This is a genomic window from Leclercia sp. S52, from assembly GCF_039727615.1.
GTDB lineage: Bacteria > Pseudomonadota > Gammaproteobacteria > Enterobacterales > Enterobacteriaceae > Enterobacter > Enterobacter adecarboxylatus_B.
In genome coordinates this window covers 2,075,599-2,094,435 of record NZ_CP152474.1, presented here as the reverse complement: position 1 = coordinate 2,094,435, position 18,837 = coordinate 2,075,599, and the positions used below count along the sequence as shown (strand labels likewise).

The 18,837-nt window shown below is 57.5% G+C and carries 16 protein-coding genes and 4 pseudogenes; 14 read left to right on the top strand and 6 right to left on the bottom strand.

From position 1 onward, the window contains the following. Window positions 1-15: 15 nt before the first annotated feature. Together AAHB66_RS10105 and add are read left to right on the top strand one after the other, a co-directional pair. Window positions 16-1,188: a MalY/PatB family protein gene (locus tag AAHB66_RS10105; protein WP_347116085.1), complete on the top strand. Its 1,173-nt coding sequence runs from the start codon at window positions 16-18 to the stop codon at window positions 1,186-1,188. 96 nt (window positions 1,189-1,284) lie between these two features. Next, window positions 1,285-2,287: pseudogene (gene add, locus AAHB66_RS10100) on the top strand (adenosine deaminase). Window positions 2,288-2,321: 34 nt separating this feature from the next. Here add and AAHB66_RS10095 read toward each other — a convergent pair. After that, window positions 2,322-3,362: an oxidoreductase gene (locus AAHB66_RS10095; protein ID WP_347116084.1), complete on the bottom strand. Its 1,041-nt coding sequence runs from the start codon at window positions 3,360-3,362 to the stop codon at window positions 2,322-2,324. Between the two features lie 245 nt (window positions 3,363-3,607). On the opposite strand from AAHB66_RS10095, the gene blr reads away from it, so the two are divergent. From blr to gstA, 12 genes and pseudogenes are all read left to right on the top strand, one after another. After that, window positions 3,608-3,766, top strand: coding sequence for a division septum protein Blr (blr, locus tag AAHB66_RS10090; protein WP_347116452.1), 159 nt, complete (start codon window positions 3,608-3,610; stop codon window positions 3,764-3,766). 201 nt (window positions 3,767-3,967) lie between these two features. Next, window positions 3,968-4,183, top strand: coding sequence for a transcription modulator YdgT (ydgT, locus tag AAHB66_RS10085; protein ID WP_032617854.1), 216 nt, complete (start codon window positions 3,968-3,970; stop codon window positions 4,181-4,183). Between the two features lie 84 nt (window positions 4,184-4,267). Further along, window positions 4,268-4,708: a DUF2569 domain-containing protein gene (locus AAHB66_RS10080; RefSeq protein WP_347116083.1), complete on the top strand. Its 441-nt coding sequence runs from the start codon at window positions 4,268-4,270 to the stop codon at window positions 4,706-4,708. A gap of 76 nt (window positions 4,709-4,784) precedes the next feature. After that, complete coding sequence (gene rsxA, locus AAHB66_RS10075) at window positions 4,785-5,366, top strand: electron transport complex subunit RsxA (RefSeq protein WP_142489255.1); 582 nt, start codon at window positions 4,785-4,787, stop codon at window positions 5,364-5,366. After that, window positions 5,366-5,944 (top strand): electron transport complex subunit RsxB, encoded by a 579-nt coding sequence (rsxB, locus tag AAHB66_RS10070; RefSeq protein ID WP_347116082.1) that lies wholly within the window; start codon window positions 5,366-5,368, stop codon window positions 5,942-5,944. The genes rsxA and rsxB overlap by 1 nt, the downstream gene beginning before the upstream one ends. After that, window positions 5,937-8,054, top strand: coding sequence for an electron transport complex subunit RsxC (gene rsxC, locus AAHB66_RS10065; protein ID WP_347116081.1), 2,118 nt, complete (start codon window positions 5,937-5,939; stop codon window positions 8,052-8,054). Before rsxB ends, rsxC begins: the two co-directional genes overlap by 8 nt. Next, window positions 8,055-9,109: pseudogene (rsxD, locus tag AAHB66_RS10060) on the top strand (electron transport complex subunit RsxD). Window positions 9,110-9,119: 10 nt separating this feature from the next. Further along, a pseudogene (gene rsxG, locus AAHB66_RS10055) lies at window positions 9,120-9,741 on the top strand (electron transport complex subunit RsxG). 2 nt (window positions 9,742-9,743) lie between these two features. Beyond that, complete coding sequence (locus tag AAHB66_RS10050) at window positions 9,744-10,430, top strand: electron transport complex subunit E (protein ID WP_106993715.1); 687 nt, start codon at window positions 9,744-9,746, stop codon at window positions 10,428-10,430. Further along, window positions 10,427-11,062, top strand: coding sequence for an endonuclease III (gene nth / locus AAHB66_RS10045; protein WP_347116080.1), 636 nt, complete (start codon window positions 10,427-10,429; stop codon window positions 11,060-11,062). The genes AAHB66_RS10050 and nth overlap by 4 nt, the downstream gene beginning before the upstream one ends. A gap of 615 nt (window positions 11,063-11,677) precedes the next feature. Further along, window positions 11,678-13,186 carry a dipeptide/tripeptide permease DtpA gene (gene dtpA, locus AAHB66_RS10040; protein WP_347116079.1) on the top strand — a complete coding sequence of 503 codons (1,509 nt, stop codon included), beginning with the start codon at window positions 11,678-11,680 and terminating at the stop codon, window positions 13,184-13,186. 107 nt (window positions 13,187-13,293) lie between these two features. Next, the gene (gstA, locus tag AAHB66_RS10035; protein ID WP_142489247.1) at window positions 13,294-13,899 is read left to right on the top strand and encodes a glutathione transferase GstA; all 606 of its coding nucleotides are present in this window, start codon (window positions 13,294-13,296) and stop codon (window positions 13,897-13,899) included. Window positions 13,900-13,983: 84 nt separating this feature from the next. Here the strand turns inward: gstA and pdxY are convergent. The 5 genes and pseudogenes from pdxY to anmK form a co-directional block, all read right to left on the bottom strand. Then, window positions 13,984-14,845 (bottom strand): annotated as a pseudogene (pdxY, locus tag AAHB66_RS10030) (pyridoxal kinase PdxY). Window positions 14,846-14,902: 57 nt separating this feature from the next. After that, window positions 14,903-16,183: a tyrosine--tRNA ligase gene (gene tyrS, locus AAHB66_RS10025; RefSeq protein WP_347116078.1), complete on the bottom strand. Its 1,281-nt coding sequence runs from the start codon at window positions 16,181-16,183 to the stop codon at window positions 14,903-14,905. A 126-nt stretch (window positions 16,184-16,309) separates the two neighbouring features. Next, window positions 16,310-16,966: a pyridoxamine 5'-phosphate oxidase gene (pdxH, locus tag AAHB66_RS10020; protein ID WP_347116077.1), complete on the bottom strand. Its 657-nt coding sequence runs from the start codon at window positions 16,964-16,966 to the stop codon at window positions 16,310-16,312. A gap of 57 nt (window positions 16,967-17,023) precedes the next feature. After that, the gene (gene mliC / locus AAHB66_RS10015; RefSeq protein WP_337015340.1) at window positions 17,024-17,347 is read right to left on the bottom strand and encodes a C-type lysozyme inhibitor; all 324 of its coding nucleotides are present in this window, start codon (window positions 17,345-17,347) and stop codon (window positions 17,024-17,026) included. Between the two features lie 96 nt (window positions 17,348-17,443). After that, the gene (gene anmK / locus AAHB66_RS10010; protein ID WP_347116076.1) at window positions 17,444-18,568 is read right to left on the bottom strand and encodes an anhydro-N-acetylmuramic acid kinase; all 1,125 of its coding nucleotides are present in this window, start codon (window positions 18,566-18,568) and stop codon (window positions 17,444-17,446) included. Window positions 18,569-18,837 lie beyond the last annotated feature (269 nt).

Genomic DNA, 18,837 nt, shown 5'->3' with positions numbered 1-18,837 from the left:
TTAAGGACCAACGTCATGTTTGATTTTTCTACCGTCGTGGATCGTCACGGCACCTGGTGTACCCAGTGGGACTACATTGCCGACCGCTTCGGTGCCGCGGATCTGCTGCCCTTTACCATCTCGGATATGGATTTTGCCACCGCCCCCTGCATCATCGACGCCCTGCAAGCCCGCATCGGCCACGGAGTGTTTGGCTACAGCCGCTGGAAAAATGACGAATTCCTGACCGCCGTTGCCCACTGGTTCCGCCAGCGCTTTAACAGCACCATTGATACCAGCACCATCGTCTATGGCCCGTCGGTGATCTATATGGTGTCTGAGCTGATCCGCCAGTGGTCGGACGCCGGCGACGGGGTGGTGATCCATACCCCGGCTTACGACGCCTTTTACAACGCCATTGCGGGGAATAACCGTCAGGTGGTCTCCGTCGGTCTGCACAAAGCGGCGGAAGGCTGGCAGTGCGATATGGCCGAACTGGAAGCGGTGCTGGCCCAGCCGCAGAACAAAATTCTGCTGCTCTGTAGCCCGCACAATCCGACCGGCAAGGTCTGGACCCGGGGCGAGTTAACGACCATGGCTGAACTCTGCGCGCGACACGGCGTAGCGGTGATTAGCGATGAGATCCATATGGACATGGTGTGGGGCAACCATCAGCACACCCCCTGGTGCAAGGTAGCGCTGGGTAAATGGGCGCTGCTGACCTCCGGTTCCAAGAGCTTCAATATTCCGGCACTTACCGGCGCTTACGGCCTGATTGGCGATGACGTCAGCCGCACGGCGTATCTCCAGGCGCTGAAGGGGCGCGACGGGCTCTCCTCACCGTCGGTGCTGGGGCTGGTAGCGCATATCGCCGCCTACCAGCAGGGCGAAGAATGGCTGGATGAATTGCGCGCTTATCTGGAGGCGAATTTACGCTATGTGGCCGACAGTCTGAATGCCGCCTTCCCGGCGTTAAACTGGCAGCCGCCTGAGGCGACCTATCTGGCGTGGGTCGATCTTCGTCCGCTCAATATTGACGATAAGGCACTGCAGAAGGTGCTGATTGAGCAGCAAAAAGTGGCGATCATGCCGGGATATACCTACGGCGATGAGGGTAATGGTTTTATCCGCCTTAACGCCGGATGCCCGCGCAGCAAACTTGAGGAAGGTGTGAAGCGCCTGATTGCCGGGATTAACACCCTGCGGTGATTTTGTTGCGCAACGGATATTTATTTTGCGCAAATAGCTTTTTAACCGCTTTTGTTTTTATAATGGGTCGCACTTCTACTAATAAAGAGTGCGACCATGATTGATACCACCCTCCCGTTAACTGACGTTCATCGCCACCTTGATGGCAACATCCGCGCCCAGACCATCCTTGACCTGGGTCGTCAGTATAATTTAACCCTGCCCGCACAAACCCTTGAGACGCTGATCCCACACGTGCAGGTGACGGAAAACGAGCCGGATCTGGTCAGCTTCCTGAGCAAACTTGACTGGGGGGGTAAAAGTCCTCGCCTCGCTGGATGCCTGCCGGCGTATCGCCTTCGAAAATATTGAAGATGCCGCGCGCAACGGCCTGCACTACGTCGAGCTGCGTTTCTCGCCGGGCTATATGGCGATGACCCATCAGCTGCCGGTCGCAGGTGTGGTAGAAGCCGTGATTGCCGGCGTGCGCGAAGGCTGCAAGACCTTTAACGTAGAAGCGCGCCTGATCGGCATCATGAGCCGCACCTTCGGGCAAGATGCCTGCCTGCAGGAGCTTGAGGCCCTGCTGGCGCACCGGGACCATATCACCGCCGTGGATCTGGCGGGCGACGAGCTGGGCTTCCCGGGCAGCCTGTTCCTTTCTCACTTCAATCGCGCCCGGGATGCGGGCTGGCACATCACCGTCCATGCCGGTGAAGCGGCAGGTCCGGAGAGCATCTGGCAGGCGATCCGCGAGCTGGGTGCCGAACGTATCGGACACGGGGTGAAGGCGGTCGAAGATCGCGCCCTGATGGACTTCCTGGCGGAACAGCGCATCGGGATTGAATCCTGTCTGACCTCCAACATTCAGACCAGCACCGTGGCGACCCTGGCGCAGCATCCCCTGAAAACCTTCCTTGAGCATGGGGTGATGGCCTCGCTGAACACCGACGATCCGGCGGTTCAGGGGGTGGATATTATTCACGAGTATACGGTTGCCGCTTCGCTGGCTGGACTTAGCCGGGAGCAGATCCGTCAGGCGCAGATCAACGGCCTGGAGATGGCTTTCTTAACGCCAGCCGAAAAGCAGGCGTTGCGCGACAAGGTCGCACGCGGATAAGAAAAAGCCCGGCAATGTTGCCGGGCTCTGTTTTTTAAGCGAGACATAAGGTCGCGCGATGCTTCGCGGACTCAATCCCCAGCTCAATCAGCTCCATAATCTGGATCGCCTGGCTTGCCGGAACCGGGTTTTCACCGTCGCCGTTCAGCGCATCGCGGATCCCGGCATAATAGGCCGGATAGTTACCCGGCAGCGTCAGCCAGGTCTCTTCCACACGCTCTTCCCCTTCGACGCGGGTCAGCACGCCGTCACGCATGTCGTAGCCCCAGTCTTCCTGCGGCAGACGTTCGCCGTTTTTCAGACGATCTTCCTGCGGGTCGAGACCAAACTTCACGTAGCTGGCGCGGGTGCCGTGCACGATATAGCGCGCGGATTCCGCTGCCGCCATCATGGTGCCATGCAGTACCACGCGACGCTGCGGGTAGCTCAGCACGGCGTGGAAGTAGTCGGTAGCCTGCGCGCCAGGGCGCAGCTGGGCCAGATCGACGTTCAGACTCACCGGCAGGCCGAACAGGTTAACGGCCTGGTCGAGGAGATGCGGGGCCAGATCGTACCAGATGCCGCTGCCCGGGCCCGCCTGCTCGCGCCAGCGGTTACGTACCTGCGGACGAAAACGGTCAAAATGGGATTCGAAGAAGGCCACTTCCCCGAGGGAGCCATCGGCGATCAATGCCTTCAGGGTCAGGAAATCGCTGTCCCAACGGCGGTTATGGAACACGGAGAGCAGCTTGCCGAGGCTTTTCGCCAGCGCATCCAGCTCACGGGCCTGTGACAGTGTCACGGTAAAGGGTTTATCCACGACCACATGCTTGCCGGCTTCCAGGGCCGCTTTTGCCAGCGGGAAGTGGGTGTCATTTGGTGTCGGGATGACGATCAAATCGATAGTGGGATCGTTAAACAGATGCTTTGGCTCGGATACCACCGGGACCGTCGGCCAGTCGGCATGCACTTTCGTTGCATCGCTGCTGGAAATTGCCGCCAGCTCCATCCCCGGAGTGCCATCAATCAGCGGGGCATGAAACGTTTTACTCGCATAACCATAACCTATTAATCCAACACGGATTTTATCGCTCATGAAGTCGCCTCTCATCTTTTGACACGCATATTTCACACTAACTCTACTCTGGTCACAATAGATTAATCCGGGGTTTCGTGCCTTAAGACGATACAAGCAATCAGTAATTTCTGATTAACAATTATAACTCGCTGAATACAATCGCAAAACATCAATGCAAAGCGCTTGCCGGAAGGCATTCTGCGCTGTAAAATTCTCAATCTGTATTTATGGATAAAACAAAATAACGAATCATGACGACAATTATTAATCGAATTATTGAGTTAGCCGGGTGGATTGTGTTGGGCGTGTCGGTGATATTGCTGGGGATCGCCAGTCATATCGATAACTATCAACCGCCAGAGCCGGTCAATAGCGTCACTCAAGCTAAGCCGCATGCACTGATCAAAAATAGTGACATATGATGTCAGTTGCATATTGCCAGCCGTCATGAACAGCGTTAACCTTCATCGCCAGGCGTCGACCGACGCCTGATTTCACCAGTAAAGAATATTCTTATTTTTGCCGATACGCGTCGGCAAATGTTTACGTCATTTTTGTTCCGTTTAGTATTCGATCGAATTACTCCTTTGGTATCACTCCTTCTTATATGGAAAATTATTAATATGACCGTTCAGGACTATTTATTAAAATTTCGCAAGATTAATTCTCTCGAAAGTCTGGAAAAGCTGTTTGATCATCTCAACTACAGCCTGAGCGATAACCAGGAGATCATCAGCATGTACCGCGCTGCGGATCACCGCCGGGCGGAACTGGTCTCTGGCGGGCGTTTGTTCAACATTGGCGAAGTCCCTAAATCCGTGTGGCGTTACGTGCTCTAAGAGGGTAGCCATTCCCTGGAAATGTTATATACTCTCGCCCCTGTTAATTTGCAGATTGCGCTGTTACTGATTTCAGGAGAGAACATGACCACAACGGCTGGAGAAAGAATTGGCGGCTGGTTACTGGCTCCGCTTGCCTGGCTGCTGGTGGCATTATTAAGCGCCTCGCTGGCACTGGTACTTTACTCTACGGCGTTAATTTCGCCGCACGCGTTAAAAACGCTGGGCGCGCAAAATACCATTAATATTGTCATGTGGTTTATTTCTTTCGCCTTTGCGATTGCCATGTGGTACTACACGCTGTGGCTGACCATTGCGTTTTTTAAACGCCGTAGGTCTGTACCTAAACACTATATTATCTGGCTGCTTGTCTCTGTATTACTGGCCGTTAAAGCCTTCGCATTTTCGCCGGTCTCCGATGCGCTGGCGGTCCGTCAGTTACTATTCCCCCTGCTGGTGACCGCGCTGTTTGTGCCCTACTTTAAGCGCTCGGCACGCGTAAAGAACACCTTTGTGAACCCGTAATAACCTTACAGTTAACCTGTTGTCGCCTGCCCCGGTTTGTCCGATAATAGGCGGCTTTTTTATTTCAGGCTGAAAAATGACCGATTACTTACTGCTCTTTGTCGGCACGGTGCTGGTAAACAACTTCGTCCTCGTGAAGTTCCTTGGCCTGTGTCCGTTTATGGGCGTGTCCAAAAAGCTGGAAACCGCGATGGGGATGGGGCTGGCAACCACCTTCGTGATGACCCTTGCCTCGATCTGCGCCTGGTGGATTGACACCTGGATCCTGATCCCCCTCGGTCTGACCTACCTGCGCACGCTGGCCTTTATTCTGGTTATCGCGGTGGTGGTACAGTTCACCGAAATGGTGGTGCGTAAAACCAGCCCGGCGTTATACCGTCTGCTCGGCATCTTCCTGCCGCTGATCACCACTAACTGTGCGGTGCTCGGCGTGGCGCTGCTCAACATTAACCTTGGGCACAATTTCCTGCAGTCGGCGCTGTACGGCTTTTCGGCTGCGGTCGGCTTCTCGCTGGTGATGGTACTGTTTGCGGCGATCCGCGAACGCCTGGTCGCTGCCGATATCCCGGCACCGTTTCGCGGTAACGCTATCGCGCTGGTTACCGCCGGTCTTATGTCTCTGGCCTTTATGGGCTTTAGTGGTCTGGTGAAGTTGTAATGAATGCAATCTGGATCGCCATCGCAGCCATCAGCGTACTGGGGCTGCTTTTTGGCATCATTCTCGGTTACGCCTCGCGCCGCTTCGCGGTGGAGGACGATCCGATCGTTGAAAAAATTGATGAGCTGCTGCCGCAAAGCCAGTGCGGACAGTGCGGCTTTCCTGGCTGTCGCCCGTACGCCGAGGCGGTAGGCAACGGCGGGGAGAAAATTAACCGCTGTGCGCCCGGTGGCGAAGCGGTGATGCTGAAGATTGCCGCGCTGCTGAACGTTGATCCGCAGCCGGTCGACGGCGACGAAAGCGCGCAGGAGCCGGTTCGCATGCTGGCGGTGATCGATGAACCTAACTGCATCGGCTGCACCAAATGTATTCAGGCCTGCCCGGTGGATGCCATCGTCGGTGCCACGCGCGCCATGCACACCGTGATTGAGGATCTGTGTACCGGCTGTAATCTCTGCGTCGCTCCCTGCCCGACCCAGTGTATTGAGTTACGCCCGGTAGCGACAACGACCGACAGCTGGAAATGGGATCTTCAGGCCATTCCGGTTCGCAATATTCCTGTGGAACAACATGCTTAAGTTATTTTCTGCCTTCAGAAAAGAGAAGATCTGGGATTTCGACGGCGGTATTCATCCGCCGGAGATGAAAACCCAGTCCAGCGGCACGCCGCTGCGCCAGATCCCGCTGGCCAACCGTTTTGTTATCCCCCTGAAACAGCACATCGGTGCTGAGGGCGAGCTGTGCGTGAAGGTCGGCGACCGCGTGTTGCGCGGCCAGCCGCTGACCTTCGGCCGCGGCCGTATGCTGCCGGTTCATGCCCCGACCTCCGGCACCGTGGCGGCGATTGCCCCGCACACCGTGGCCCACCCTTCCGCCCTCTCCGAGCTGTGCGTGGTGATTGACGCCGACGGCGAAGATCGCTGGATTGAACGCGACGGCTGGAGCGATTTCCGCAGCCGCAGCCGGGAAGAGCTGATTGCACGCATCCACCAGTCTGGCGTCGCCGGTCTGGGCGGGGCGGGCTTCCCGACCGGCAACAAACTGCAGGGCGGTGGCGACAAGATCCAGACTCTGATTATCAACGCCGCCGAGTGTGAGCCGTACATCACCGCCGACGATCGTCTGATGCAGGACTGCGCCGCGCAGATCGTCGAAGGCATCCGCATCCTCGCCCATGTTCTGCAGCCGAAAGAGGTGCTGATCGGCATTGAAGACAACAAGCCGCAGGCCATCTCTATGCTTCGTGCGGTGCTGGCCGGCAGCCACGATATCAGCCTGCGGGTGATCCCGACCAAATATCCTTCCGGCGGTGCGAAGCAGCTGACCCAGATTTTAACCGGCAAGCAGGTTCCGCATGGCGGCCGCTCTTCGGATATCGGCGTGCTGATGCAGAACGTCGGCACCGCCTATGCGGTGAAGCGCGCGGTCGTGGACGGCGAGCCGTTGACCGAGCGTGTCGTGACCCTGACCGGGGAAGCCGTCAGCCGTCCCGGCAACGTCTGGGCACGTCTGGGCACCCCGGTGCGTCATCTGCTGGATCAGGCCGGTTTCTGCCCGAGCGCCGAGCAGATGGTGATCATGGGCGGGCCGCTGATGGGCTTTACCCTGCCGTGGCTGGATGTTCCGGTGGTGAAAATCACTAACTGCCTGCTGGCTCCGTCCGTCAGCGAGATGGGCGAAGAGCAGGAAGAGAAAGGCTGCATTCGCTGCAGCGCCTGCGCCGACGCCTGTCCGGCGGATCTGCTGCCCCAGCAGCTGTACTGGTTCAGCAAAGGGCAGATCCACGATAAAGCGAAATCCCATAACCTGGCCGACTGCATTGAATGCGGTGCCTGCGCCTGGGTTTGTCCGAGCAATATTCCGCTGGTGCAGTACTTCCGCGTTGAGAAGGCCGAAATATATGCCATCGCGCAGGAAGAGAAACGCGCTGCCGACGCCAAAGCGCGCTTTGAAGCACGCCAGCAGCGCCTGGAGCGCGAGAAAGCCGCCCGCGAAGAGCGTCATAAGAAAGCAGCGGTACAGCCTGCAGCGAAAGATCAGGATGCCATCAATGCGGCCCTGGCTCGCGTGCGGGAGAAGAAAGCCACCGCCGCGCAGGACGTGGTGATCCCGGCCGGACAGCGCCCGGATAACAGCGACGCCATTGCCGCCCGCGAAGCACGTAAAGCCGAGGCCCGCGCCCGTCAGGCGGAAAAAGCCCAGACCAGCGCCGCGCAGCCAGAGACCGATCCGCGTAAAGCCGCCGTCGAGGCCGCTATCGCCCGGGCGAAAGCGCGTAAAGCCGCGCCGCCGGAGGAGACTCAGGCCGAGGCTGCCCCGGTCGATCCGCGTAAAGCGGCCGTCGAAGCGGCCATAGCTCGTGCGAAAGCCCGCAAAGCGGCCCAGCCGGGCGATATTCAGATCGAACAGACCCCGGTCGACCCGCGCAAAGCCGCCGTCGAAGCGGCCATTGCCCGCGCGAAAGCCCGCAAAGCGGCCCAGTCCGGGGAAGTCCAGGCAGAACCGACACCCGTCGATCCGCGTAAAGCCGCGGTCGAAGCCGCCATCGCCCGTGCGAAGGCACGTAAAGCGGCACAACAGGAAGAAGAACCGGCAGCCAATGACGATCCACGCAAAGCGGCAGTTGCGGCCGCCATTGCGCGCGTTCAGGCGAAGAAAGCCGCACAGAAGGCAGTTAACGAGGATTAAATGGTTTTCAGAATCGCAAGCTCCCCTTATACCCACAACCAGCGCCAGACATCGCGCATCATGATGCTGGTCTGTCTGGCCGCGCTGCCGGGCATTGCCGTTCAGGTCTGGTTCTTCGGCTGGGGTACGCTGCTGCAGATCGTTCTCGGCTGCGCGAGCGCGCTGGCGGCGGAAGCCCTGGTCCTCAAACTGCGTAAAATCGCGGTGAGCAAAATCCTGGCGGATAACTCCGCCCTGCTCACCGGCCTGCTGCTGGCGATCAGCATTCCGCCGTTCGCCCCCCTGGTGGATGGTGGTGCTCGGCACCGTATTCGCGGTGATCATCGCTAAACAGCTGTACGGCGGCCTCGGGCATAATCCCTTTAACCCGGCGATGATTGGCTACGTAGTGCTGCTGATCTCCTTCCCGGTGCAGATGACCAGCTGGCTGCCACCGCATGAGATTGCCGCGACCGTGCCAGGCTTTATGGATGCCCTGCAGGTGATCTTCTCCGGCCATACCGCCAGCGGCGCGGATATGAACACCCTGCGGATGGGCGTGGACGGCATCAGCCAGGCCACCCCGCTCGATACCTTTAAAACCTCCCTGCACGCCGGTCACAGCGTGGAGCAGATCCTGCAGTACCCGATTTACAGTGGCGTGCTGGCCGGCGCGGGCTGGCAGTGGGTTAACCTGGCGTATCTGGCCGGGGGGAGTATTCCTGCTGTGGCAGAAAACGATCCGCTGGCATATCCCGGTGAGCTTCCTGGTCACTCTCGCGATCTGTTCTGGCCTGGGCTGGGCATTTTCGCCGGAGTCGCTGGCTTCCCCGCAGATCCATCTGCTGTCCGGCGCGACCATGCTGGGGGCGTTCTTTATTCTGACCGATCCGGTGACGGCCTCCACCACCAACCGGGGACGCCTGATTTTCGGCGCGCTGGCCGGTCTGCTGGTGTGGCTGATCCGCAGCTTTGGCGGCTATCCGGACGGCGTGGCTTTTGCGGTTCTGCTGGCTAACATCACCGTACCGTTAATTGATTACTACACGCGCCCGCGCGTGTACGGCCATCGCTAAGGGACTCGCCATGTTAAAAACGATGCAAAAACACGGCGTGACGCTGGCGCTGTTTGCCGCGGTGCTGACCGGCCTGACGGCCCTCGTCAACGGCCTGACCAAATCCACCATTGACGAACAGGCAGCCCGTCAGCAAAAGGCGCTCTTTGACCAGGTGATCCCGGCGGAACTCTACGATAACGATCTGCAAAAAAAGCTGTTATCTTGTCGAGGCCGCGCCCATAGGCAAAGGTACTCGCCGCATCTTTATCGCCCGTAAAGGGGATGCCCCGGTGGGTGCGGTGATGGAAGTCACTGCGCCAGACGGCTATTCCGGCGCCATCCAGCTGCTGGTCGGCACCGATTTCTCCGGCACCGTACTGGGAACCCGCGTCACCGAGCACCACGAAACGCCAGGCCTCGGGGATAAAATCGAAACCCGCTTAAGCGACTGGATTTTGCACTTTGCCGGCAAAACCATCCACGGCAGCAACGATCCGGCCTTCGCGGTGAAGAAAGATGGCGGTGAATTCGATCAGTTTACCGGTGCGACCATCACCCCTCGTGCGGTGGTGAATGCCGTTAAACGTGCGGGCGTCTATGCTCAGACGCTGCCTGCGCAACTTAACAATCTGCCCGCCTGTGAGGAGTGATCATGAGCCAGGTTAAAGAGGTTATCGTCCAGGGTCTGTGGAAGAACAACTCCGCTCTGGTACAGCTGCTGGGGATGTGTCCGCTGCTGGCCGTCACCTCGACCGCCACTAACGCGCTCGGTCTGGGTCTGGCCACCACGCTGGTGCTGACCCTGACCAACCTGTCGATCTCGGCCCTGCGTCGCTGGACGCCGTCAGAAATCCGTATTCCGATCTACGTGATGATCATCGCCTCGGTGGTGAGCGTCGTGCAGATGCTGATCAACGCCTACGCCTTTGGCCTCTATCAGTCGCTGGGGATCTTTATCCCGCTGATCGTGACCAACTGTATCGTGGTCGGCCGCGCCGAAGCCTTTGCGGTGAAGAACGACCCGCTGATCTCAGCCCTTGATGGCTTTTCCATTGGCATGGGGGCCACCGGGGCGATGTTCGTGCTGGGCTCGATGCGTGAAATCCTCGGCAATGGCACCCTTTTCGACGGCGCAGACGCGCTGCTAGGCGGCTGGGCGAAATCACTGCGCATTGAGGTGTTCCACACCGATACGCCGTTCCTGCTGGCGATGCTGCCACCGGGCGCGTTTATTGGCCTCGGCATGATGCTGGCGGTAAAATACCTGATTGATGAGAAACGTAAGCGCCGCGCTGCTGCACGCAGCGTAGAGGAAGGGATCCCTGAGAAGGCCTCATGAACAAAGAGAAGCGTTTAACCATTTTGCAGCGCCTGCGGGATAACAACCCGCACCCGACGACCGAACTGAACTTTACCTCGCCGTTTGAACTGCTGATCGCAGTCCTGCTCTCTGCGCAGGCCACTGACGTGAGCGTGAATAAAGCCACCGCGAAGCTCTATCCCGTCGCCAACACGCCGCAGGCGATGCTGGAGCTGGGCGTAGAGGGCGTCAAATCCTATATCAAGACAATCGGCCTGTTTAACAGCAAAGCCGAGAACGTAATCAAGACCTGCCGTATGCTGCTGGAGCTGCACGGTGGTGAGGTGCCGGAAGATCGTGCCGCGCTGGAAGCCCTGCCCGGCGTAGGGCGTAAAACCGCCAACGTGGTGCTGAATACCGCCTTTGGCTGGCCAACGATAGCCGTGGATACCCATATCTTCCGCGTCTGTAACCGCACCAATTTCGCCCCCGGCAAGAACGTCGAACTGGTGGAAGAGAAGCTTCTGAAGGTGGTTCCGGCGGAGTTTAAGGTCGATTGCCATCACTGGTTTATCCTCCATGGGCGCTATACGTGCATCGCGCGGAAACCGCGCTGCGGCTCCTGCATTATCGAAGATCTCTGTGAATATAAAGAGAAAACCGACCTCTGAAACCGTCATCCGACGGTTTTTTTACGCTGTGTATTTCTTACAGAAAGTATGACTCCCTGCTCATATCCACTTTCACAGCCATTCTGCCTGAGTCAAAGTTCGTCCTTCGCGGATTGTGCGGCTATATAACAATAAAACAGGTTAATTGTTTTTTCGTCAGCGAAATTTTCTATATAAATGTGATCGGGATCACTCTGTTCACATGGTGTTAATTTTATGTATCGAAAAACCTAATAAAGCCTTATTGCATCAACAAATCGCCCCTGATAACCGGAAGATATGACCGGATATATTTCAGAACTTAGCCCATATCACTGCCCTTTCCCTTTTACAGCAGAACATATCGCCAGTTGCGCACTTTTTCGGCTAAGTGATAGTGGAAAAAACCAGTTTCACCGCAACGGTAAAATTTAACGCTAAATAACATTTAGGTTTCTGGCGCATTATAGCGCGGGAGTTATATGTAACAGAGTATTACAAACGCCTTGCCAGATGGGTCAGGATAGTGAACATTACCCGCCGTTTCCCCTCCCACTATAACTATAAAGCGGATGGACTACGGTCTTCACGCTATGAACACCCCCGTTAATATGGGATGTAAAAAAAGAGGTATATGTGTCTACTGCAAACAATAAACCAGCTGAGGAAAGCGTAAGTCTTAACGCTTTCAAACAACCGAAATCGTTCTATCTCATTTTCTCCATTGAGCTGTGGGAACGTTTCGGTTACTACGGTCTGCAAGGGATCATGGCGGTTTACCTGGTTAAACAACTGGGTATGTCCGAAGCTGATTCCATCACGCTGTTCTCTTCTTTCAGTGCTCTGGTGTACGGTCTGGTCGCGATTGGCGGCTGGCTGGGCGATAAAGTACTGGGAACCAAACGTGTCATTCTGCTGGGCGCCATCGTTCTGGCGATCGGTTACGGTCTGGTTGCCTGGTCTGGTCATGATGCCGGTGTGGTGTACATGGGTATGGCGACCATCGCGGTCGGTAACGGCCTGTTCAAGGCGAACCCATCTTCCCTGCTCTCGACCTGCTATAACAAAGATGATCCCCGTCTCGATGGCGCATTTACCATGTACTACATGGCCATCAACATCGGTTCCTTCTTCTCTATGCTGGCGACCCCGTGGCTGGCAGCGAAATTCGGCTGGAGCGTGGCGTTTGCCCTGAGCTTCGTCGGGATGCTGATCACCGTGGTGAACTTCCTGTTCTGCCGCAGCTGGGTGAAGGACTACGGTTCCAAGCCTGACTTTGCGCCGGTACAGATGGGCAAACTGCTGGCGACCATCGTCGGCGTGGTGATTCTGGTTGCCGTTGCCACCTGGCTGCTGCACAACCAGGGTATCGCGCGTGCGGTGCTGGGCGTGGTTGCGCTGGGTATCGTCTGTATCTTCGCCAAAGAAGCCTTTGCCATGCAGGGCGCAGCACGTCGTAAGATGATTGTTGCCTTCATCCTGATGGTTGAAGCCATTGTCTTCTTCGTCCTGTACAGCCAGATGCCAACGTCCCTGAACTTCTTCGCTATCCGTAACGTTGAGCACTCTATCCTCGGCATCGCGTTCGAACCTGAGCAGTTCCAGGCCCTGAACCCGTTCTGGATCATGATTGGTAGCCCGATTCTGGCCGCTATCTATAACAAGATGGGCGACCGCCTGCCGATGCCGCACAAGTTCGCGGTGGGTATGGTGCTGTGCTCCGGTGCCTTCCTGGTGCTGCCGCTGGGCGCGAAATTCGCCAGCGACGCCGGTATCGTCTCCGTTAACTGGCTGATCCTGAGCTACGCCCTGCAGTCTATCGGTGAGCTGATGATTTCCGGTCTGGGTCTGGCGATGGTTGCACAGCTGGTGCCACAGCGTCTGATGGGCTTCATCATGGGTAGCTGGTTCCTGACCACTGCCGGTGCAGCGATCATCGCCGGTAAGATTGCTAACCTGATGGCCGTGCCATCTGACGTAACCGACCCGCTGCAGTCTCTGCATGTCTACGGTGACGTATTCCTGCAGATTGGTATCGCCACCGCGGTTATCGCCGTGCTGATGATGCTGACCGCACCGAAACTGAATCGCATGACTCAGGACGACGACACTACCGCAAAAGCGAGCAAAACCGCGACCGCGTAATGTCATCGGGAAACGACTGAATTGAAGCCGCTAACTGTGCGTTAGCGGCTTTTTTTTATCCTGGGCCGCACTACCATAGGATAAACCTACGTAAACAGGAGTGACCGATGAAACTGTTCTATAAACCAGGCGCCTGCTCTCTTGCCTCCCATATTACGCTGCGCGAGAGCGGTAAAGACTTCACCCTCAACGGGGTGGATCTGATGAAGAAGCGTCTGGAAAACGGCGATGATTTTTTCGCGGTGAATCCTAAAGGCCAGGTCCCGGCCCTGCTGCTGGAAGACGGTACCCTGCTGACCGAAGGGGTGGCGATCATGCAATACCTGGCGGATGGCGTCGCGGATCGCCAGCTGCTGGCCCCAACCGGCAGCATCGCCCGCTATAAAACCCTCGAATGGATGAACTACATCGCCACCGAGCTGCACAAAGGCTTCACCCCGCTGTTCCGCCCGGATACCCCGGAAGAGTACAAGCCGACCGTACGCGCCCTGCTGGAGAAAAAGCTGCAGTATGTGAACGAGTCGCTGAAAGACGAGCAGTGGATCTGCGGTCAGCGCTTTACCATTGCCGATGCCTATCTGTTTACCGTTCTGCGCTGGGCGCGGGCCGTGAAGCTGAACATGGAAGGGTTGAGCCATATTGACGCGTATATGCAGCGTATGGCGGAGCGTCCTGCCGTAGCGGCAGCGCTGGAAGCGGAAGGGTTGAAGTAAGTCTGTTGCCGGGTGGCGCTGGCGCTTACCCGGCCTACGGTTTTCCAGGCCCGTGCAAGCGCAGCGCCGCCGGGCATTATGATGCTAAAGCCGGGTCGCGCTAAACAGGTGCTCCGGCTTCGCAATCCGGTCCTGTGCGGCCACAACCTGCAGCTCGTACTCCTGCATGTTCTTTGTGGCGATCATGATTTCATACACCGCTGCAGTGACATGCTCAAGCGCATCGCGCACCGTTGCCCCCCTGCAGCAGTTTCACCAGCAGCAGACCGCTGGTCACATCTCCAACGCCCACCGGCTGACGGCTGCCGAAATCCACCAGCGGACGGCTGATGTGCCAGGCTTCGTCTTTGGTTACCAGCAGCATCTCAAAGCGGTCCGGGCTGATCCCGGCGCGCGCCAGATGCTTCACCAGCACGATCTCCGGGCCCTTCGCAATCAGCTCGCGGGATGCCGCAATGGCCTCTTCCACGCTATTGACCGGATGCTCACAGAGGATCTCCAGCTCGATAAGGTTCGGGGCGATGATGTCGCTGGCCGGTAAAGCATGACGGACATGAAACTCCGCGACGCCAGGCGCGACGATGCAGCCCTTCTCCGGGTGACCCATCACCGGATCGCAGAAATATTTCGCCGCCGGATTGGCCGCCTTCACCTGACGGACAATCCCCAGAATATGCTCGCCCTGCTCGGCTGACCCCAGATAGCCGCTCAGCACGGCGTCACAGGTTTTGAGCTTGTCGATCTCCGCAATGCCCTGGACAATCTCTGTCAGATGGGCGGGCGGCATCACGCAACCGGTCCACTTGCCGTATTGCGTATGATTGGAAAACTGAACGGTATTTAACGGCCAGACGTTGGCCCCGAGACGACGCATCGGAAATTCAGCGGCGCTGTTGCCAGCATGCCCAAACACGACGTGGGACTGGATGGCGAGGATATTCTTCATTTTCTTACCACAACCCTGAAAAAATAAAGGGGCATGGTTTCCCATGCCCCTGTGCTTTTACGATGACTTCCAACAGATCAGACAGTAATTCTTTTTGCCGCGACGCAGTAAGGTGTAGCGGCCAAACAGGCGATCGCTGTCCACAAAGGTATACTCCTCGTTGGACTGTTTTTCGCCGTTGATGGTGATGGCGTTCGAGGCGATGGTTTTACGCGCCTGGCCACGGGACGGCTGCAGCCCGGAGTCCACCAGCGCCTGCATCAGGTCTGCCCCTTTCTCCATCTCAACCATTGGCACGCCGTCCTGCGCCAGCTGTTCGAAGTCAGCTTCGCTCAGATCGCTCAGGGTACCGTTGAACAGGCTGGCGGTAATACGCTTCGCGGCCGCCAGGCCCTCTTCACCGTGAACCAGCTTCGTGACCTGCTCCGCCAGTACGTACTGGGCGCGCGGGGCTTTGCCGCTGTTCTTGTCTTCTTCTTCCAGGGCGTTGATCTCTTCCAGATCCATAAAGGTGAAGAACTTCAGGAAGCGATAGACGTCAGCATCCGCGGTGTTGATCCAAAACTGGTAGAACTTGTACGGGCTGGTTTTCTTCGGATCGAGCCATACCGCGCCGCCTTCGGTCTTACCGAACTTGGTGCCGTCGGCTTTGGTGATCAGCGGAACCGTCAGGCCGAAGACCTGGTTCTGGTGCAGACGACGGGTCAGGTCGATACCGGAGGTGATGTTACCCCACTGATCGGAGCCGCCAATCTGCAGCGACACGCCGTGCAGGTTGTTCAGGCAGGCGAAGTCATAACCCTGCAGCAGGTTATAAGAGAACTCGGTGAACGAGATGCCCTGGTCGTCACGGTTCAGACGCTGCTTCACCGCTTCTTTGTTGATCATCTGATTAACGGAGAAGTGCTTGCCGATATCACGCAGGAAGGTCAGCACGTTCATGCCACCGAACCAGTCGTAGTTGTTAGCGGCGATCGCTGAGTTTTCACCACAGTCGAAATCGAGGAACGGGGCGACCTGTTTGCGGATCTTATCCACCCACTCCTGCACGGTGTCTGCCGTATTCAGTTTACGCTCAGCGGCTTTGAAGCTCGGGTCACCAATCAGACCCGTTGCGCCGCCGACCAGCGCCACAGGCTTATGGCCTGCCAGCTGGAAGCGTTTCAGGCATAACAATGGAACCAGATGCCCCAAATGCAAGCTGTCGGCGGTAGGATCGAAGCCGCAATAGAGCGCGATCGGGCCTTGCGCCAGTCGCTCTGCTAACGCTTCCTCGTCCGTCACCTGGGCTACCAGCCCCCGCTCTTGCAATTGTTTAATCAAGTTACTGCTTGCCATCAAATTCTCCATGTATAAAACGACTGCACCTCTGCCGGTACACGACTTTTCGCCAGACGCGAAAGGTACATAGAATAAAGCGCTGACACCCGTTGTACCAGCGCTTAAGAGAACAAATTTCGGGGATTAAGGTGCGAGACGATCGATTTTCCAGGCGTCGTTATCACGCTGGTATAAAAAGCGGTCGTGCAGGCGATGTTCACCGCCCTGCCAGAACTCCATCTGCTGAACCGAGACGCGGAAACCGCCCCAGAAGCTTGGCAGGGGCACTTCGCCCTGCTGGAACTTCTGTTTCAGCTCAAGGAACTTGCTCTCCAGCACGCCGCGTGCGGAAATGCGGCTCGACTGTTTCGAGACCCAGGCGCCAATCTGGCTGTCGCGTGGGCGGCTGTGGAAATATTTCACCACTTCCAGGGTAGAGAGGCGCTCGACGGTGCCGGTGACCATCACCTGACGCTCCAGCATGTGCCAGGGGAAGAGCAGGCTGATGCGCGGGTTATTTTCGAGGTGGTGCGCTTTGCGGCTGCCGAGGTTGGTGTAGAACACCAGCCCTTTCTCGTCATAGTGCTTGAGCAGCACAATGCGCTGGTAGGGTTGACCCTGTTCGTCGACCGTCGCTACCACCATCGCGGTGGGATCGGCCAGACGGGCTTCACAGGCCTGTTTCAGCCAGTGCTCAAACAGCACCAGCGGCTCGGCGGGGAGATCCTGGCGACGCAGGCCGCCTTTGGTGTATTCGCGCCTGAGGTGCGCGATATTCTGCAATTCGTCGTTATCTGACATGGCGTTAGCTGACATTGACAATGGGTGACGCTATTGTGCGCCGCCCCCTGCAAAATCTCAACGCTTCGGATTTTCGATCTGACAATTGTTCAGCACGATGCGATCGCGCTTGTAGACCGTCGCGCTGTCGCCTTTCGACCAGAACACATACACCCCGTCGCTGTAACGGGTGCCGGAAGCCGACATCCCCTGCTTCAGCGTCAGCAGCTTGTTGTCATAGACGAAACTGACTTCCTGACGAGGATTATTGAGCTTCACGGTGAGCGGTTTCTCTTCGCACTGGTACGCCAGGGTGTCGGTTTGCATGCGTTCGACAAACTGGTTGTAGACGCTACAGCTCGCCAGCAGGAAGGGGGATAAAGCAAGAAGCAGTTTTTTCATGGGTGAGTTCCGAAGACTTTCCTGGTCCCGGAGGGCGCAAACGCCCTCCCGTTTTTCCGTGTCATTCTACCCATCACGCCTTTAAGCGAAATTCGGTTAACTCTGATTTTGCCGCGGATTGGCTGGAAAAACAGCACCTAACACGCTGGCTTCCCGCGCGCCGGTCACGGAAGGCAGATTTCCCGGCAGGCCCGCCACCGTTCGCCACGCCAGCCAGGCGAAGGCCAGCGCTTCCATATCATCGCCGCTGATCCCGGCCTTATCGGTAGTGCTAACCTCCGTGCCCGGCAGCAGACCGGCCAGTCGCGCCATCAGCAGCGGGTTACGGCTCCCGCCGCCGCACACCAGCAGACGATCGCAGCCGCCGCTCAGCAATACCTGTTCCGACACCGAGACGGCGGTCAGCTCAGCCAGCGTAGCCTGCACATCTTGCGGGGCCAGGCCCGGGAAGTTCGCCAGCTGGCGCTCCAGCCAGCCGTAGTTGAAATACTCGCGGCCGGTGCTCTTCGGTGCCGGGGCGGCAAAATAGGGATCGCAGAGCATGCTTTGCAGCAGCGGGATGATGACCTTACCGCTGCAGGCCCACTGGGCGTCTTTATCGTAAGGTTTGCCGGCCTGACGCCAGATCCAGGCGTCCATCAGCATATTCCCCGGCCCGGTGTCGAAACCGCGTACCGGCTGCCCGGGGATCAATAAGGAGAGATTGGCGATACCGCCAATATTGAGCACCATGCGGCGCTCCGTCGGGTGGGCTAGCAGCGCGTGATGGAAGGCCGGAACCAGCGGCGCGCCCTGCCCGCCGAGCGCCATATCCCGACGGCGGAAATCGCCGACGACCGTCACGCCGGTTTTGGCCACGATCTGGTTGTTATCGCCAATCTGCAGGGTATGAGGCGCTTCCCCGCCCGGCTCATGCCAGACCGTCTGGCCGTGGCAGCCGATCGCCACCACATCCTGAGGGCGCAGATCTTCCTGATTCATCAGCGCCAGCACCGCATCGCCAAACAGACGTCCGAGCTGCGTATCCAGTTGCCCCAGCTGAGACAGCGTGAGCTGCTGGCCCTGACAGATATTCAGGATCGCTTGTTTGGTTTCCGGGGGAATGGGCCAGCTAAGGCTTGCCTGCTGTGCCACCATATTCTCGTCGATTGCTGCGAGAACGACATCCACGCCATCCAGACTGGTTCCTGACATTACGCCAATATAGCGACCCGATTTCATCCGTTTTCCTTACTCCGCTGGGTTGATGGCCCACTCCACCATAAACCCGACATCAATGCCATGACGCGATAATACTTTTTAACAATACCTGGACGTAACGATGATTCCAGGAATTATCCTTAGCGAATGCGGGGTGAAGTCAGAGCCTGTTTATATCTGGTTAAGCCAGAATCAAGTACTATTCTCCTAATGTTTAGGCGAAGATAGGAACTGTGGCACCTGATGCCATATAATTTAGCCATAACGGATGCTCACAGAGCGTTTTTTGG

Excerpts from the sequence above, each read along its gene's own strand:
- tyrS (WP_347116078.1), bottom strand. The coding sequence starts at position 16,183 with ATGGCAAGCAGTAACTTGATTAAACAATTGCAAGAGCGGGGGCTGGTA.
- pdxH (WP_347116077.1), bottom strand. The coding sequence starts at position 16,966 with ATGTCAGATAACGACGAATTGCAGAATATCGCGCACCTCAGGCGCGAA.
- rsxC (WP_347116081.1), top strand. The coding sequence starts at position 5,937 with ATGCTTAAGTTATTTTCTGCCTTCAGAAAAGAGAAGATCTGGGATTTC.
- mliC (WP_337015340.1), bottom strand. The coding sequence starts at position 17,347 with ATGAAAAAACTGCTTCTTGCTTTATCCCCCTTCCTGCTGGCGAGCTGT.
- anmK (WP_347116076.1), bottom strand. The coding sequence starts at position 18,568 with ATGAAATCGGGTCGCTATATTGGCGTAATGTCAGGAACCAGTCTGGAT.
- AAHB66_RS10095 (WP_347116084.1), bottom strand. The coding sequence starts at position 3,362 with ATGAGCGATAAAATCCGTGTTGGATTAATAGGTTATGGTTATGCGAGT.
- gstA (WP_142489247.1), top strand. The coding sequence starts at position 13,294 with ATGAAACTGTTCTATAAACCAGGCGCCTGCTCTCTTGCCTCCCATATT.
- AAHB66_RS10050 (WP_106993715.1), top strand. The coding sequence starts at position 9,744 with ATGAGCCAGGTTAAAGAGGTTATCGTCCAGGGTCTGTGGAAGAACAAC.
- rsxA (WP_142489255.1), top strand. The coding sequence starts at position 4,785 with ATGACCGATTACTTACTGCTCTTTGTCGGCACGGTGCTGGTAAACAAC.
- nth (WP_347116080.1), top strand. The coding sequence starts at position 10,427 with ATGAACAAAGAGAAGCGTTTAACCATTTTGCAGCGCCTGCGGGATAAC.
- rsxB (WP_347116082.1), top strand. The coding sequence starts at position 5,366 with ATGAATGCAATCTGGATCGCCATCGCAGCCATCAGCGTACTGGGGCTG.
- ydgT (WP_032617854.1), top strand. The coding sequence starts at position 3,968 with ATGACCGTTCAGGACTATTTATTAAAATTTCGCAAGATTAATTCTCTC.
- AAHB66_RS10080 (WP_347116083.1), top strand. The coding sequence starts at position 4,268 with ATGACCACAACGGCTGGAGAAAGAATTGGCGGCTGGTTACTGGCTCCG.
- AAHB66_RS10105 (WP_347116085.1), top strand. The coding sequence starts at position 16 with ATGTTTGATTTTTCTACCGTCGTGGATCGTCACGGCACCTGGTGTACC.